Origin of the sequence: Streptomyces sp. NPDC018833, assembly GCF_044390825.1 — a bacterium.
Taxonomy (GTDB): Bacteria; Actinomycetota; Actinomycetes; order Streptomycetales; family Streptomycetaceae; genus Streptomyces.
Window position 1 is genome coordinate 172,604 of the sequence record NZ_JBIRZM010000009.1, and the last position, 14,284, is coordinate 186,887.

Sequence of the window (14,284 nt, forward strand, 5' to 3'; positions counted from 1 at the left end):
GTGCGGGTCAGGCCTGGTTGTCGACGCGGAGGAAGGTGTTGTCGAAGTGGCCCTTGACGGCGCTGTTGCCGACCTTGAACACGGCCGTCAGCGTGTAGGTGGCCCCAGGGGTCATGCCGTAGACGCGCGTCGTGGACGATATCGACGCCGGAGAGGAGCCGGTGTAGAGCACGGCCGTCTCGTCGCTCGGTTCCAAGGCCGACGCGGTGCCCTTGGTCAGCCGGAAGCTCATGGCGACCGTGGTGGGAGTGGCGGACTCGGCGTGCATCCGCGCGCCGTAGGTGATCAGCACGGCACCCGACGGACCGGCGACGAAGTCCACGTCGAGCGGGGTGCTCGTCGTGTCCGTCAGCGCCGCCGTGTACGTGGTCGACTGGGTCCACCCGGAGTCGTTGGAGCCGGTGAAGAACGGGCCGGGCACCGCGGGAACCCACGCCGAGCCGTTCCAGCGCTGGAGCTGGCCGCCCGTGGAGTCTCGGTACTGGCCCGTGTACGTGGCCGGCAGCGTGGACGCGCTGTTCGGGATGATGCCGCCGAGCGCCGACGGGTACGGCACCCACGCGCCGCCGTCCCACCGCTGGAGCGCGCCTCCGGAGTCCTGGTACTGCCCCGGGTAGGCGCCCGGGAAGACCGCGCCCTCGACCGGGAGGATGCCGCCGAGGGAGACCACCGGCGTACGCAGGTCCTTGAGGGAGGTGTTCCAGTTGATGCCGCCGTTGCCCGCGCTCACGCCGGCGACGACCGTCACCTCGTACAGCGCGAGGCTCAGCGGCGGGAGGGCGGGGGCCTGCGGGGCCGGGCCCGGCACGCCCTGGATGATCTCGATCTTCGCCTCATGGCGGTCGGAGGAGTCGTACAGGGCGTCGTAGACCTTGGCGACGACCAGGTCGATCCGGCCGTACTGGGCGTCGCCCTCGGCGAAGGTGATCGTCTGTGCCACGGGCAGCGCCACCGGGTACACGCCCTGGGAGATCTCGCCCTGGATCAGTGCCCGGCCCTCGTGGACGGTCGCCGACATGGCGGCGGTGCCCGCCATCCAGAAGCCGGAGAGCCGGAACTGGCCGTTGTAGGAGCCCGGCAGGATGCCGGAACGGACCTGGACGGGGTTGACCGCGGTGGTCGCGCCGATCTGGTTGAGGCGGGTGTCCTCACGGGTCTGGCCGGTCTCGGCGACCCAGCTGCTGCGCAGGTTCATGGGGTTTCTCCGATCGAAGTTGCGGGCGAGGGAGTTCGGGAGGTCAGGACTTGATCCACTCGGCGGAGAGGTTGCCGGCGTAGCCCGAACCGCCGAGGGTCTTCACCGCCGCGGTGTGGGTCTGGTAGCCGGCGAGCTGGACGGTGCTGCCCGCGGTGAGCTTGATCAGGCCCTGGCCGCCGACCACGACGGCGCCGTTGCCGGCGGGGGTCAGCCAGGTGCAGCGCGGTACGCCGACACCGTTGATCAGGACCCGGGCGCCACGGAAACCGTTCGCGGAGTCGCCGGCCCAGACGACATGGCCGGAGATCCGGTACCAGCCGGCCCGCGGAGCGGTGTAGGTGGTGGAGCCGTTCCAGCCCGCCGCGTCGTCGACGTCGATGCTCTGGAAGGTGATCGTGGTCCAGGTGTTGGGGGAGATGCTCTGCTGCGCCGTCTGCGAGACGGAGAACAGGACTGTCGCCTTGCCTTCGGCGTACTGCCAGTTCGTCCCGTCCCAGCGCTGGAGCACACCGGCGTTGTCGCGGTACTGGCCGGTGTAACTCCCGGTCGTCAGCGTCCCGTTGGGCGCGATACCGCCGATCGGCTTCGGGTACGAGACCCAGGTCGTGCCGTCCCAGCGCTGGAGGAGCCCGGCGGTGTCCCGGTACTGGCCGACGTACGCGCCCTTGAAGCCGCTGGTCGGCATGATGCCGCCGAGGGCCACGGCCGGCCAGTGCAGCGGGGTCACCGCGGAGGTCGTCCAGGGGACACCGCCGGTGCCGGCCGAGGTGCCGGCCGGCACGGAGACCGTGTACAGCGGGATCGTGCTGCCCGGGCCGCTCGGCGGGGCGGTCGGGGTGGCCGAGGGGGTGCCCTCGACCAGGCGTACGACGGCCTCGGTGACGCCCGTCTTGTCGTACGCGTCGTCGACGACGGCCAGTTCGATCAGGTCGATCCGGCGGTGCTGGGGGTCGCCGTCGGCGACGGTGAGCGTCTCGGGCGTCGTGACGGCGACCAGATAGGCGCCCTGGTCGGTGTCGTTGCCCTGCACGATCGCGCGACCGGTGCCGATCGAGCACTGCATGGGCGAGCTGCCGGTCAGGACGAAGCCGCCCGGCACGATGCCCGGCCGCGAGCGCAGCGGCGTCTCCTCGGGGGACTCGCCACTGGGGGTGAGCAGGGCGGCGAGGGTGAGGCGGGTGTCCTCGCGGGTCTGGCCGGTGGGCTGCAGCCATGCGGCACGTACGGTCATGGGTCACCTCTTCGGGAGGGGCGTGGGCGTCGGGGGCGTTCGCGGGGCGTTTGCGCGGCGAGTCGTGCGCATGACGGGGCACCGCCCGCGTCGCCGCGGTCGGCCGGGCGGGGTGCGGGCCGGGGCGGCGCACGAACGGTGCGGGCCGCCGCTCGGCGCCGCGGTCGGGCGGCGCGTGGGCGGGTACGGCGTTCGCCGCCGTACGCGTCTGCTACGCGGGTCGAGTGCGGGTGCTGTACGGATCGGTGCCGGTGCCGGTGCCGGTGCCGTCGGTCGCGCGGGTGCGGTCAGCGGGCAGGTGCCGGTTTCGGGCGGGTCACCATTCGGCGCTGCGCCAGCGGACGGTCATCAGCGCGTCCCCGTTCGCGCCGTCCGGCCGGAAGGACAGCTCGGTGCGGCCCGGCTCCAGAAGGAAGAGTTCCTCCGGGCTGGAGTCCGCCATGGCCGTGTGCCGCCGGGAGGCCGTGTTGTTGAGCATGACCGTGCCCGCTGCCGTGTCGACCGTGAGCTCGTCGCCTGCGGCCAGATCGATCGCGTACCGCAGCCGGCGCCGGCTGACCCGCTGCGTGACGGTCGGCATGGAGCACGGGCCGCGGAAGACGATCACCGGGTGGGCCGGCGCGGAGCCGGTGTTCTCGGCGACGGCGTCGCCGGTGCTCGTCGCCTGGCCCCAGTCCAGCGGCCAGGTCAGCGGCCACGTCAGCCCGGACTCGGGCTGCGGGGCCGTGGTGGTGGCGACCTGCTCGTTGACGACGTAGCGGCGCGGATCGGCGGCGAGCCACTGGATGGACATCTTGGACGTGCCCTGGGTGGCGAAGCCGCGGTCGGTGGGGACCACGCGCTGGGCGATCCGGGCGCGCACGGCGAGGATTTCGCCGTGCAGCCGTACCGCGAGCCAGCGCTCCTCGTCGAGCAGGGCGAGCGCCTGCCGCAGCGCGCGGACGGCCTCGGCCGTCGCGCTGTACTCCGGCATCAGCACGATGGTCCCGCCGACCCTGCGCGGCTTGGCGTAGCGGGAGCCCGGCCAGGCGCCGTGGGAGGTGGGCCGGTCGGCGTCGGAGGCGTCGTAATCGGGCAGGTCCTCCCAGCCGGTGAGGCCGGAGCGGTCGACCGCGAACGGGGTTCCGGGGCCGATGAGAAGCCCGGCCCACTGGATCTGCCCGTCCTGGGTGATCAGTGAACCGGGCGCGAGGTCGGCCGTATAGGTGTTTCCGGCGTATGGGGTTGTGGTCTCGGCCATGGGGGCCGTCACCTCACTTCTGGGTGGGTTCAGGGGCGGGCGGTCGCGAGAAACAGCAGGTCCTCGGCGGTCGAGCGCGGACCGGCGCCCGGCTCCTCACGGAACTCCCGTATCTGGTAAGGCCGTTGAGTGGGCTCCGTGATGGCCGGGACGCGGCGGTGCTCGAGCTCGGTGAGCGAATGGATCCGCGGGGCGTCCGCCGAGCCGGGGAAGACGACACCGCCCTCGGCGAGCATCGGGATTTTGTCGATGTCGACGCCGAACTTCTTGCCGAGGAGGCTGAAGCTGAGCTTGTTCAGCCCGTCGATGATCCAGTTGGCGAAGGCGATCAGCCCGTTGATGGGACCTTTGACGACGCCGAGGACGGTCTGCATGCCGCCTTCGAGCATTCCGCCGATACCGCGCAGGGTGCCGGTGACGGCGTCCTTGATCCGGGTGAAGAACCCTGGCACGGAGCCGGTGATCCACTTGATGACCGGCTGGACGGCGTTCCTCAGCCCGCTCCAGGCGCGGGAGACGATCCCGCGCAGGGCGTTGGCGGCCGAGGAGACGGCCGACCCGGTCCGGGAGATCCCGCCGAACGCGGAGCCGAGGCCCTTGAGGACCCCGGTGATCACGGTCAGGTACGCCTTGAAGTAGGTGCCGACGGCCTTCCCGATCAGCTTCATGACCGGCCCGATGAACTTCCAGACCGCCTGGAAGCCCTTCAGCGCCTGCGCGAAGACCTGCTTCATGATCCGCTGACCGGTCTCGCTGTGCATCGCGTACTCGATGAGCCAGGCGGCGACGGGCACCAGGATGCCGATGAGGAATCCGATCGGGTTGGCACGCATGGCGACGTTGACGGCCGTCATGGCGACGGCAGCGACGGTCGTAAGGGTGCCGAAGGTCTCCATCAGCTTGGTGATGATGTCGGTGACGGGAAGCAACGGCAGGAGGATGGCGACGATGCCGCCGAGACCCTGACCGAGCTTGCCGACCGACGCCTTCGCCTTGCCGGCCCTGTCGCCGAACGACTTGACGCCGCGGTGGGCTGACGAGCGGCTCAGCTTGGTGACGGAACCGCCGACTGACGTGGCTCCGGTGCGGAAGCGGGACACCGTCGTGGCCGCGCCCCGGGCATCTCCGGCGAAGGGGGTGGCCTTGCCAGTGGCTTCGCGCAGGGCCCGGGTCAGCTCCCGGAGCGCCGCGTTGGCCGGCCGGATGGTGCTGCTGAGGTTGCGGAAGGCGGCGGGCAACCCCGTGAGCAGTGACCCGCTGTACACCGGCGCCAGTGCGGCGGTACTCATCCGCGCGCCTTCGCCAGGTACATGAGCGCGTCCGCCGTTGCCTGCGGGTCACTGTTGCGGGCGGCGTGGTAGTGCTCGATGTGGAATCCGGCGCCTGCCGCGCCGGCCCGGGCATGCGCCGTGCGGGCCCGTCGGGCGGTGAGGGCGAGCAGCCGGTCCAGCTTGGAGAGCGGGAGCACGGCCTCGGCCTCGCCGGCCTCGGCGAGGATGGCGGGGACGCCCCCGCGGCGCGGCATGACGACACCACCGGTGGCGAGCATGGGGATGGTCGGCAGGCTGACGCCGAAGGTCTTGCCGCCGACGAGCGGGACCCAGCCGGGGACGCTGACCTTGATGCCGTTCAGTCGGCGGATCATCGAGTTGATGAGGCCGATGACGGCGTTGATCGGGCCCTTCACGCCGTTCTTGATGCCGTTGAACGCCCGGGACGCGATGTCCTTCAGGCCGTTCCAGATGGACGACATCTTGTCCTTGACGGCCCGGAACGCGGCGGGGATCGCGGACTTGATCCAGTTGACGACCGGCATGATGACGGCCTTGATGCCGCGCCAGACGGCCCCGATGACGGACTTGATGGCGTTCATCACCGTGGTGATGATCTTCTTCCAGGTGTTGACGTACGTCCTGATGACGGTCGCCACGGCCTTGACGACTGTGGAGATGGCCTTCTTGATGCCGTTCCACACCGTCTTGATCAGGGAGCCGGCCTTTTTCATGATCGGCCCGATGGCCTTCATGACGGAGCTGATCACGGTCTTGATGGCGCCGAACGCCTTCTTCATGATCGTCTGCATCGTTTTCGAGCGGGTCGCCATCTCGACGATCTTCTCGATGAGCGGCATGAACAGCTCGATCAGGCGGGCGAGGAAGTTGCCCTTCATGGACTTGTTGAGCTTGTCCTGACCCTTGGCGGCCTTACCGGCGCCGGACTCGTATTTGCTGAGCTTCTTCCCGGCGGACTGGCCGGTCTGGCCGGCCTTGGCCATGGAGCGCTCGGCCCGGTCGGTGGCGGTCTTGAGGCTCTTGAGCTGGGAAGTGGTGGTCTGTGCCGAGGACTTGAGCTGCTTGACCCCGCTCGACGCGGAGTTCGCGCCGCTGCCGACGCGGGAGACGGCCTGGGCGCCCTGCTGGGCGTTGGTCTTGAGGTTTCTGAGCGCAGACGAGGTGGTGGAGAGTGCTTTGGCGAGGGACATGGTCACCTGATTTCACGGAAGGGGGCGGGAGCCGATCGTGATGACGGTGTTCGTCAGCTGGCTGCCAGTGCGGCCTGTCCGAGGGCGGTCCGTAGGGCGTTGAGGTCGGTGGTCGCTTCCGCGGCGTTGTTCTTCCAAAGATTCTTCGCTTTCTCTTCCTTGACTTCGAGCGCTTGAAGCTTCGTCCAAGTCGTGGAGGCGCTCTTGGCGAGTCCCTCGGCGGATTTCTTGGCGCGGTCGACCCTCTTCTGCAGCCTTTCCACCTCCTCCCTGGCCCCGGCCGCCAGCGCCTTGGCCCGGTCGAGCGCTCGCTGGGAGCCCCGTCCCTCGTCGAATCGGCGCTGGGCACCGCGTTGCTGCGCTTCGGCCCCCCGTAGACGGCTCTGTGCGCGGGCCAGCTCGTCCTGGCGCGAGGTCAGCCTCTCGAGCTTCTTCTTCAGGCCCTTCTGGTCGTCGAAGAGGGCCCTTTGGCGACGTTCCACGCGCAGTTGGAAGTGCTTGGCCTTGTCCGCCCACGGCCATCCGAACCTCTGGCGGCCGTTGATCGTGATGCCCTTGTCATCGAGCTTGAACCAGGTGTAGTCGATCTTGAAGAGGCCGACGGAGAGGGCGAAAAGGCCCGCCATCTCCACCTTCATCAAGGTGATGTCGCCCTTGATGCCGGAGACGGTGGTCGACAGATTGACCGCCATCTTCTTGGTCTCTGTGTAGTCCTTCTGGTGGTCGATCCACGGGGGCGCCTGGACCAGGGCTGCGGAGAGATCTTGCACGGGGCCGGGTATGACTGTCATGGCTGCTCTCGATTCGGAGGTGGCGTGCCTGGGTGCACCCGGAAACGCCGAAGCCGCCTGCCCCTGGACGGGTGCGGGCGGCTTGTGCGTGGGTGGTGGGAACGATCCCCGCCGAGGAGGCGTGGTGGGGCGTCTGGGTGTCAGTGGCGGCGTAGTTCGGCGACGGCGTCGTTCCAGCCGGCCTTGTACGCGTGGAGCTCGCGAGCCGTGACTTCGGCGTCGAGGGTGGCGAGCAGTGCGCGTTTGTCGAGGGGGCCGGGGCGGTGCAGCAACTCGTTGAGGCGGTCCTGGAGTGTGCTCCGTACGCGGCTTCCCCCAGCCTGTGACGTCATGGTGCCCTGCCTTCCGTTGCTTGCCGGAGCAATCCGATCGCGGGTGGGGCCCGCGGACTCACCTTGAGGAGAGTATCGAACTGGTGTGCGATTCATTGTCGAACGGCGGTTTCGGATTTGTCGAGCGTGAAACGCCTGACGGCGTGTCTGCATGCGTCTGCCCAGGTGGGATTGGCCACCACCGGCGGCCTCGGTGCGACCGGGTACGCTGGATCCACGCTCCCTGGATCGGACCAGTTCAGGGAGTGAGGGTTCCGGGGGATGCGAGGGGACCCAAGGGGGCGGGAAGGCATTGCTTACGCATGGACAGGGAGCTGAGCGCCAGACGGCGCGCGCAGGTCATCGACTGGCTCGCGATGAGCCCCGATCTGCCTCATCTGTTCGCACGGCTGTCCGAACTGGTCCATGTCGCCGGATACGCGCCAGAGGACCTCGTGGTGATCGGCCGTGCCGAGATCGATCGGCGCGAGACGGCGGCCTTCACCGCCGGCTGGGCGGAGGCGGTCTCGGAGGAACTCCCGCGTATACGGCGGGAGTACGAGAGGCGTGTGGCGGACGCCTATGCGCAGGGGCAGAGTGACGCGCGTGGAATCCGGCGTCCCCAGCGACGCGGGGAGGGCGGTGAGGACGGAGCCCGGGTCATTCCGCTGCCGTTCGCGCGGTTCCTCGAACCGCCTGCCGCGGTGCGTCAGGCCGAGGAGCGGATACGCGGGGAGCGCGAGCGCCTCGAACGGCGGCCTGAGCCCGATCCCGATCGTGAGCCGGGGCCGGATCCCGACGCGGAGCTTCAGCACGCGACCGCGCCTGAACGGGACGAGGCCTCGCGCCCTCGTGCCGACGAGTCCACTCTCGAACAGGACGGCCCGCCGACCGCCCAGGAGGCCCGGACGCGCCGGACCGTGCAGCCGGTACGGAAGGTCGTCCGCGGCAAGGGCGGGCGCCCGATAGTGCCGCCGCTCGGGGTTCCCACACAGCCCGGATCCGGCCCCGAACGCCGGGCGGCCGGGGCCGGTGAGGCGGACTCCCGCGCGCAGAGCCGCCGACTGTCGGAACGGGCCAGGGCCCTGGAGGAGGAGCTGACCGACCGAGCACGGGAAGCGCCCCCGGAGACCGATCCCTGACGGGAACGGGCTCCGGGGGCCGCGGGGGTCACCCGAAGAAATGGGCGAGTTCACCGGGTGACGGCGCCGTGGCGCTGCCCTCCGCCGTTTCCGGCGTGCCGCCCTCTCCGTCCTCTCCGTCCTCCTCCTCCGGCTCGGGACCTCCCGGGCGCGGTATGGGGGTGGGCGGCTCGGGCGGGTCGTCGTCCTCGCCCGTGTTGACGCTCGCGAACATCCAGTTGGCGACGGCCAGATGATCCACCGCCGCCGCGAGGAGGTGGTCGGAGACCGACCACTCCGCGGCCTCGCCGTGGAGTTCGCGCAGGACGGCGCTGTCGCTCGGCAGATGCTTGATCAGGACCGCGACGCGCCGGCTGGAGAGATCGCCCCGGTACCAGTCGAGCAGGTCGGTGCCGTAGTAACGGAGCAGGTCCGCTTCGAGTGCCTCGGCGTGTTCGTCGACGAACTCGACGAGGCTCAGTCTTCCCCCAGGCCGAGCCCGGTCTCCTTGCCGTAGGCCTCCAGGATGGCGGCGATGTCCTGCATGGTGATGTCGTGCTGCTCGAAGCGGCTGAACTGCTTCTCACCCATCAGGAGCGCGAGCAGGCCGTCCACGTCGTTGTCGTCGAGCTTGCGGAGCGCCTTGGCGGTCGCCCGGCTGAGCTCGGTGGGGAGTTCGTAGGATTCGCCGTCCAGTTCGAAGGACCAGGAGTGACCGACGGTCTCCAGTCGCTGGGCGCGGGCGGCGTTGACGTCGAAACGGGCCATGGTGATGCGTACTCCTTGTTCGAGTGGCTGAAGAGGAGAGGGGCGGGGGGCGGGGCGGCGCTGGGCCGTCCCGCCCCCGGGTGGAGGGATCAGACGGCGTACGAGGTGTCCTTCATGACGAAGCTCGCCAGCGGCTTGCCGTCACCCTGGGACATGGCGGTGAAGGTGATGCCGAGCTGGGCCGCGGACTTGCGGGCCAGCTTGATGTCGTCGGAAGCGGTGACCTGGCCGCGCGGGATGTAGAAGCGGTACGTCACCGCGTTCGGGCCGGCCTTGTCGGTGAACTCCAGGCCGAGGGCGCGCACGTCCGCGTAGGCACGGTCGCCGATGTCGTACCGGAAGACCTCGGTGCTCGTGGCCGGCTCCGCCTTGACCTCGCCGCCGCCCATGAAGAACGGCAGCGTCTCCTCGTTGAACTGGAGCAGCGAGAACTTCAGGGTGAGGTCCCGGTCCGAGTACGTGAAGTGGACCGGGCTGACGGCCTGCCACGAGTCGACGGGCTCCAGCTTGTCCTTCTTGGCGAAGGTCACGCCGTCGGCGGTGGTGTAGCCGAGGTCCTTCCACTGCTTCGCCGTCCAGTCGGCGGCGGACTCGGGGCCGAACGTGGTCGGCAGTTCGGCGTTGGCGGTGGCCACGTAGAGGCGACCGGTACCGGCAACGCGGATCTCGGACGAGTTGGTTCCTGCCATGGTGGGTTTTCTCCTTATAGAGGGGGTGGCGCCGCGCCCGGCCTTCCTGATCCGGGTACGGCAAAGGCCCCGCCGGACGGCAGGGCCTCGATCTGGGGAGTGGCGTGCGGGACGGGCTGACGGGGCGTCGGGGTCAGAAGACGTCCACGGAGAGCCGGATCACGCACACATAGCGGTTGGCCGCCCGGTAGAGGTAGTCGGGCAGCCAGCGCGGGCCGTCCTGCTCCTCGACGTCGCTGATGACGTTCGTGCCGTACTGCTTGCCGATGGCGGCGAGCAGGGCGCGGCGGGCCGCGTTGGCCAGGGTGTGGGCGGTGCTCTTGTCCGGCCCGTACACCTCGAACTCGATCAGCGGCATGTCGACGTGCAGATCGCCGACCCAGGCGCCGCCACGCCGATTGACGAGGACGGCGCGCTGGGTGCCGTCGAACCCGGCGGGCGGGGCGACGGCGACAGTGGCGGTGGAGAGGGCGGGGTCGGCCTGGAGGACGTCGACGACCAACGCCTCGACGTCTGGGAAGGCACTCGGGGGAGTGGTCATGACGGTTCTCCTCGGAGGCGTGAGGGCGGTTTGAGGGAGTGCGGGGCGCCAGCGGGCGATCCGCTGCCGGGGCCGCTCCGCGAGGGAGGGGGTGGGGCGCGGAAGCGTCCCCGGACAGCGAACGGCGGAGCCGCGGCCCGACTCGCGGGCACAGCTCCGCCGCTGCACCAACTGTGACAGAGAGCGTGCGCGCACGCAACTAATTCGTACGGTCCGCAGGGAATTCGTGGCGGGACGGCGGGCGACCGGCCGTCGAGGCCGTCACCGGCTGGGGCTGGCCACGGGCGGTTACCCCCGCAGCCAGCCCTTCTTGGGGGGCTCGAGAGGGGCCGGCTCCCGCGCCATCACCAGCTCGGCGACGCAGATGCGCATGTGCTCGGTCAACATGGTCGGGTCGGCGGAGCGCTCGAGCCGCATCAAGCGGGACTGCTCCACGAGCCAGCTCGTCGGGGACGTACGGAACACGAGGCGGCCCTGTTGATCGGGGAAGGCGCCGCGCATATGGGTCCGGCTCATCTCCTCGGCCCGGGCGATGGCCGCTTCCCGTCCGCCTTCGACAGGGATCTTCGCCACCAGTGCCCATCTGTTGTCGCTGTATGGCCCGTTGGCCTCCACCAGCACGTACCAGCTCATGACTCCGTGCCCCCTGTGTTCCCTGTGCGCGTCTTGGACCCTGCACCGGACTGTAGGTGACGTTCGACCACCGGGACCGGGGAATCCCGACGCATGACGAAGCGCCCCGTGTCTCTCCTAAGAGACACGGGGCGCTTCGTCATGCGGTGCGTGCGGCCTACGCGGTACGAGGGCGGCGGCGGGCCGCGCGTTCCGCCGCGAAGACGTCCTCCAGGCGGAAGAGCTGCGCCCGGCCCGCCTTGCCGGCCGCTCGCAGATGGCCCAGCTGGACCCACTTGCGGATGGTCGCGGGAGCCACCCCTGCCTCCTCGGCCGCGAGCGGTCCCGGGATCAGGGCGGGCATCGTCAGGGACGTCAGCACGGGGTCTCCTCCATCGCCGCTTCGATCTCCTCCGTACGGGTTCCCGATGCATCAGCCAGCTCGCCCCACCGCGCCTCCGGCCACAGATGCCGGTAGGCGGGGTCGTCCTGGCAGCCGCAGTCCTCCACGGTGCACGTGCAGGCCGGGTTGACGCACAGCACCACCCGCCGGTCCGGGAACGCCCGCAGCGACACCGAGTCGCACCACGGGCAGCGTCCCGCCACGCGCACGACCGTCTCCGTGTCCCCGAGCGTGCGCGCGCAGCGCCGTGCCATCCGGCGCATCTCGTCGCGCACGTGCCGGGACAGGTCGGGGTGGGGCGCGATGTCGCCGAGCAGACCGACGACGCGCCGGAGCCGTTCGATCACCCCGGCCCGGCGCGGCCGGGGCAGGCCGAGACGGGCGCAGACGGCCTCCTCCAGCTCCACCACGCCGTCGCTGATGTCCCGGATGGCGTCGGACACGTGCAGCCGGATCGGGGCGGCCCCGTGGCCCGGCACGGCGAGCCCGTGCCGCTGCTGGAGGAGCAGGGCCTCGCGGCGCTCCTCGCGGATGAGTTCGTCGCGGCCGGGATGCGGAGCGGGGGTCGCGGTCCCGGCGGGGGAGCGGCGGCCTGGCGCCAGCTCGTTGGCGAGCTCGGGGAACTGTCGTACCAGGGAGGCGGTCCAGAGCGGAATGTCCCGCATGATCCGGTCGGTGGAGTGGACGGTGCCGTCAGTCACGAGGACCCCCGGAGTGCGCGGTGCCCGCGGAACTCCGGCCGCGGCGTGGGACGACGGGGCGGCCGTTGCGCCAGAGACGGCCCGCGCATACGCCGTCGAACCAGCTCTCCGCAGGGGCCACGGCCGCCTCGCATTCTCGGCGGACGAGACAGGCGGCGCAGGCGCGCAGCGCCGGGGCGGCCTGCTGGGCGCGGCGGGCGAAGACGACGGACGGGGAGAGGCCGACGCACGCGGCGGCGGCCTGCCATGAGGACGAGTCGGGCAGGAGCAAGGTTCTTCTCCACGGTCCGGGCCACCGAGCCCCCTGGGGCTCATGAGGCCGATGAGTGCGACGCGAGTGAGAGAGTGACATGTTGCGTGCGGGCGCGCAACAATCTCATGAGCACCTCTTCACTGATTCGACACGATTGCGCGCCCGAAAGCACGTAATTCCGTGCGCGCAAGCACGCTAGAGTGGTGTGCCCTGAAAGGTGAGGGCGTTAGTAGGGAGCGGTACATGGGCACGCAAGGGCTCGACGAGTTCGCAGGCTGGGTGGAAGGCCTGATGAGGGCGCGCGGCTACGACATCGACAGTCCGCGCGGCGGAGGGAAGTCACGGATCGCGGACGAGGCCGGTGTGCACCGAGCGGCCGTGACCCGGCTGCTGCAGCGACAGAGCATGCCCGACCTGGAGACCATGCGCAGGATCGCCCCCCTCCTCGGGGTCTCCGTCCGCGACATGCTGATCCGATCGGGCCGGGTTACCCCCGACGAGCTGCCCCTGGCGGCGGACCTGCTGCCACCCGGCGACTGGCAGCCCACCATGGAGGACTTCGCCCGCTGGCTCGGCGTCCCCGACGAGCGGATGAGTGTGTTCGTCAAGGTCGTCAACCAGTTCCTGGAGCCCGGCGAGGAGGAGACCGAGCCGCGAACCGTCGGCGAGCCGCGAACCGCCGGCGAGCCGCGCCGCGCCGCCCAGGACTGACCTCACGCGCGACCGGGCTCGTGTCGGCGCCCCCGTCCGCCGGAAGGCGGGTGCCAGGCGGGCCTGCGGGCTCTCCGTACCGGCCCGCGCACCGACCCGTTCCGGGATACGTTCTCCCGCGTCGGCCCGCCCCTCGTAGGCGTGGGCATTTGTTTTGACCGGAGTCCATGCGATAGGTACGCTCAGACCTTGTGCCTGGGGTGTGCCTGGGCTCGTGTGCGTGTCCTCAACCGCATGGCGAGTCAGATACCGGCCACCGCAATCTGCGCCCTTTTCCGCTCGCGGCGGAGGTCCGCAGCATTCGACACACCCGACCGCGTGGGTCGGCGACGTTCCAGGTTAGCTTCACTGACGGCACACAGAAACCGGAGAAGTAGTGCCTACGATCCAGCAGCTGGTCCGCAAGGGCCGGCAGGACAAGGTCGAGAAGAACAAGACGCCCGCACTCGAGGGTTCCCCTCAGCGCCGCGGCGTCTGCACGCGTGTGTTCACGACCACCCCGAAGAAGCCGAACTCGGCCCTGCGTAAGGTCGCGCGTGTGCGTCTGACCTCTGGCATCGAGGTCACGGCCTACATCCCGGGTGAGGGACACAACCTGCAGGAGCACTCCATCGTGCTCGTGCGTGGTGGCCGTGTGAAGGACCTGCCGGGTGTTCGTTACAAGATCATCCGCGGTTCCCTGGACACCCAGGGCGTCAAGAACCGCAAGCAGGCCCGCAGCCGCTACGGCGCCAAGAAGGAGAAGTAAGAATGCCTCGTAAGGGCCCCGCCCCGAAGCGCCCGGTCATCATCGACCCGGTTTACGGTTCTCCTCTGGTGACCTCGCTGATCAACAAGATCCTGCTCAACGGCAAGCGTTCCACCGCTGAGCGCATCGTCTACGGCGCCATGGAAGGCCTCCGCGAGAAGACCGGCAACGACCCGGTCATCACGCTGAAGCGCGCCCTCGAGAACGTCAAGCCGGCGCTCGAGGTCAAGTCCCGTCGTGTCGGTGGCGCCACCTACCAGGTGCCGGTCGAGGTCAAGCCCGGCCGCGCCTCCACGCTGGCGCTGCGCTGGCTGGTCGGTTACTCCCGCGCCCGTCGCGAGAAGACCATGACCGAGCGCCTCATGAACGAACTGCTCGACGCCTCCAACGGCCTCGGCGCTTCGGTCAAGAAGCGTGAGGACACGCACAAGATGGCCGAGTCCAACAAGGCCTTCGCGCACTACCGCTGGTAGTCGCTACCCAC

19 protein-coding genes are annotated in these 14,284 nt (G+C 69.9%); 4 read left to right on the forward strand and 15 right to left on the reverse strand.

Going from position 1 to position 14,284, the window contains the following annotated elements:
- Positions 1-7 precede the first annotated feature (7 nt).
- From ACH5AF_RS19945 to ACH5AF_RS19975, 7 genes are all read right to left on the reverse strand, one after another.
- Entirely contained in the window at positions 8-1,195 is a 1,188-nt protein-coding gene (locus tag ACH5AF_RS19945) for a hypothetical protein (protein WP_398902949.1), read from the reverse strand.
- 43 nt (positions 1,196-1,238) lie between these two features.
- Complete coding sequence (locus ACH5AF_RS19950) at positions 1,239-2,429, reverse strand: hypothetical protein (RefSeq protein ID WP_398902950.1); 1,191 nt, start codon at positions 2,427-2,429, stop codon at positions 1,239-1,241.
- 316 nt (positions 2,430-2,745) lie between these two features.
- Entirely contained in the window at positions 2,746-3,669 is a 924-nt protein-coding gene (locus ACH5AF_RS19955) for a phage distal tail protein (protein WP_398902951.1), read from the reverse strand.
- A 29-nt stretch (positions 3,670-3,698) separates the two neighbouring features.
- Positions 3,699-4,958 carry a tape-measure protein gene (locus ACH5AF_RS19960; RefSeq protein ID WP_398902952.1) on the reverse strand — a complete coding sequence of 420 codons (1,260 nt, stop codon included), beginning with the start codon at positions 4,956-4,958 and terminating at the stop codon, positions 3,699-3,701.
- Complete coding sequence (locus ACH5AF_RS19965; protein ID WP_398902953.1) at positions 4,955-6,151, reverse strand: phage tail protein; 1,197 nt, start codon at positions 6,149-6,151, stop codon at positions 4,955-4,957. Before ACH5AF_RS19965 ends, ACH5AF_RS19960 begins: the two co-directional genes overlap by 4 nt.
- A gap of 53 nt (positions 6,152-6,204) precedes the next feature.
- Positions 6,205-6,942 carry a hypothetical protein gene (locus ACH5AF_RS19970; RefSeq protein WP_398902954.1) on the reverse strand — a complete coding sequence of 246 codons (738 nt, stop codon included), beginning with the start codon at positions 6,940-6,942 and terminating at the stop codon, positions 6,205-6,207.
- Between the two features lie 140 nt (positions 6,943-7,082).
- Entirely contained in the window at positions 7,083-7,274 is a 192-nt protein-coding gene (locus ACH5AF_RS19975) for a hypothetical protein (protein ID WP_398902955.1), read from the reverse strand.
- A 302-nt stretch (positions 7,275-7,576) separates the two neighbouring features.
- On the opposite strand from ACH5AF_RS19975, the gene ACH5AF_RS19980 reads away from it, so the two are divergent.
- On the forward strand, positions 7,577-8,395 hold the full coding sequence (locus ACH5AF_RS19980) for a hypothetical protein (RefSeq protein ID WP_398902956.1): 819 nt from the start codon (positions 7,577-7,579) through the stop codon (positions 8,393-8,395).
- Between the two features lie 28 nt (positions 8,396-8,423).
- Here ACH5AF_RS19980 and ACH5AF_RS19985 read toward each other — a convergent pair whose 3' ends face one another.
- The 8 genes from ACH5AF_RS19985 to ACH5AF_RS20020 all read right to left on the reverse strand — a co-directional run bounded on the left by ACH5AF_RS19985 (position 8,424) and on the right by ACH5AF_RS20020 (position 12,359).
- A complete protein-coding gene (locus ACH5AF_RS19985) occupies positions 8,424-8,804 on the reverse strand; it encodes a hypothetical protein (protein ID WP_398903039.1) in 381 nt (126 codons plus the stop codon).
- Between the two features lie 47 nt (positions 8,805-8,851).
- Positions 8,852-9,142, reverse strand: coding sequence for a hypothetical protein (locus ACH5AF_RS19990; protein WP_398902957.1), 291 nt, complete (start codon positions 9,140-9,142; stop codon positions 8,852-8,854).
- 89 nt (positions 9,143-9,231) lie between these two features.
- Entirely contained in the window at positions 9,232-9,831 is a 600-nt protein-coding gene (locus ACH5AF_RS19995; protein WP_398902958.1) for a phage tail protein, read from the reverse strand.
- A gap of 133 nt (positions 9,832-9,964) precedes the next feature.
- A complete protein-coding gene (locus ACH5AF_RS20000) occupies positions 9,965-10,372 on the reverse strand; it encodes a hypothetical protein (RefSeq protein ID WP_398902959.1) in 408 nt (135 codons plus the stop codon).
- A 288-nt stretch (positions 10,373-10,660) separates the two neighbouring features.
- Complete coding sequence (locus tag ACH5AF_RS20005; RefSeq protein ID WP_398902960.1) at positions 10,661-11,005, reverse strand: hypothetical protein; 345 nt, start codon at positions 11,003-11,005, stop codon at positions 10,661-10,663.
- A gap of 157 nt (positions 11,006-11,162) precedes the next feature.
- On the reverse strand, positions 11,163-11,348 hold the full coding sequence (locus tag ACH5AF_RS20010) for a hypothetical protein (protein ID WP_398903040.1): 186 nt from the start codon (positions 11,346-11,348) through the stop codon (positions 11,163-11,165).
- Between the two features lie 11 nt (positions 11,349-11,359).
- Positions 11,360-12,088 carry a hypothetical protein gene (locus tag ACH5AF_RS20015; RefSeq protein WP_398902961.1) on the reverse strand — a complete coding sequence of 243 codons (729 nt, stop codon included), beginning with the start codon at positions 12,086-12,088 and terminating at the stop codon, positions 11,360-11,362.
- Positions 12,081-12,359, reverse strand: coding sequence for a WhiB family transcriptional regulator (locus tag ACH5AF_RS20020; RefSeq protein ID WP_398902962.1), 279 nt, complete (start codon positions 12,357-12,359; stop codon positions 12,081-12,083). Before ACH5AF_RS20020 ends, ACH5AF_RS20015 begins: the two co-directional genes overlap by 8 nt.
- A 225-nt stretch (positions 12,360-12,584) precedes the next feature.
- On the opposite strand from ACH5AF_RS20020, the gene ACH5AF_RS20025 reads away from it, so the two are divergent.
- From ACH5AF_RS20025 to rpsG, 3 genes are all read left to right on the forward strand, one after another.
- Positions 12,585-13,052, forward strand: a complete 468-nt coding sequence (locus tag ACH5AF_RS20025; RefSeq protein ID WP_398902963.1) for a helix-turn-helix domain-containing protein — start codon at positions 12,585-12,587, stop codon at positions 13,050-13,052.
- Positions 13,053-13,428: 376 nt separating this feature from the next.
- Positions 13,429-13,800 (forward strand): 30S ribosomal protein S12, encoded by a 372-nt coding sequence (gene rpsL, locus ACH5AF_RS20030; RefSeq protein WP_003948652.1) that lies wholly within the window; start codon positions 13,429-13,431, stop codon positions 13,798-13,800.
- 2 nt (positions 13,801-13,802) lie between these two features.
- Positions 13,803-14,273: a 30S ribosomal protein S7 gene (gene rpsG, locus ACH5AF_RS20035; RefSeq protein ID WP_100108597.1), complete on the forward strand. Its 471-nt coding sequence runs from the start codon at positions 13,803-13,805 to the stop codon at positions 14,271-14,273.
- Positions 14,274-14,284: the final 11 nt, after the last annotated feature.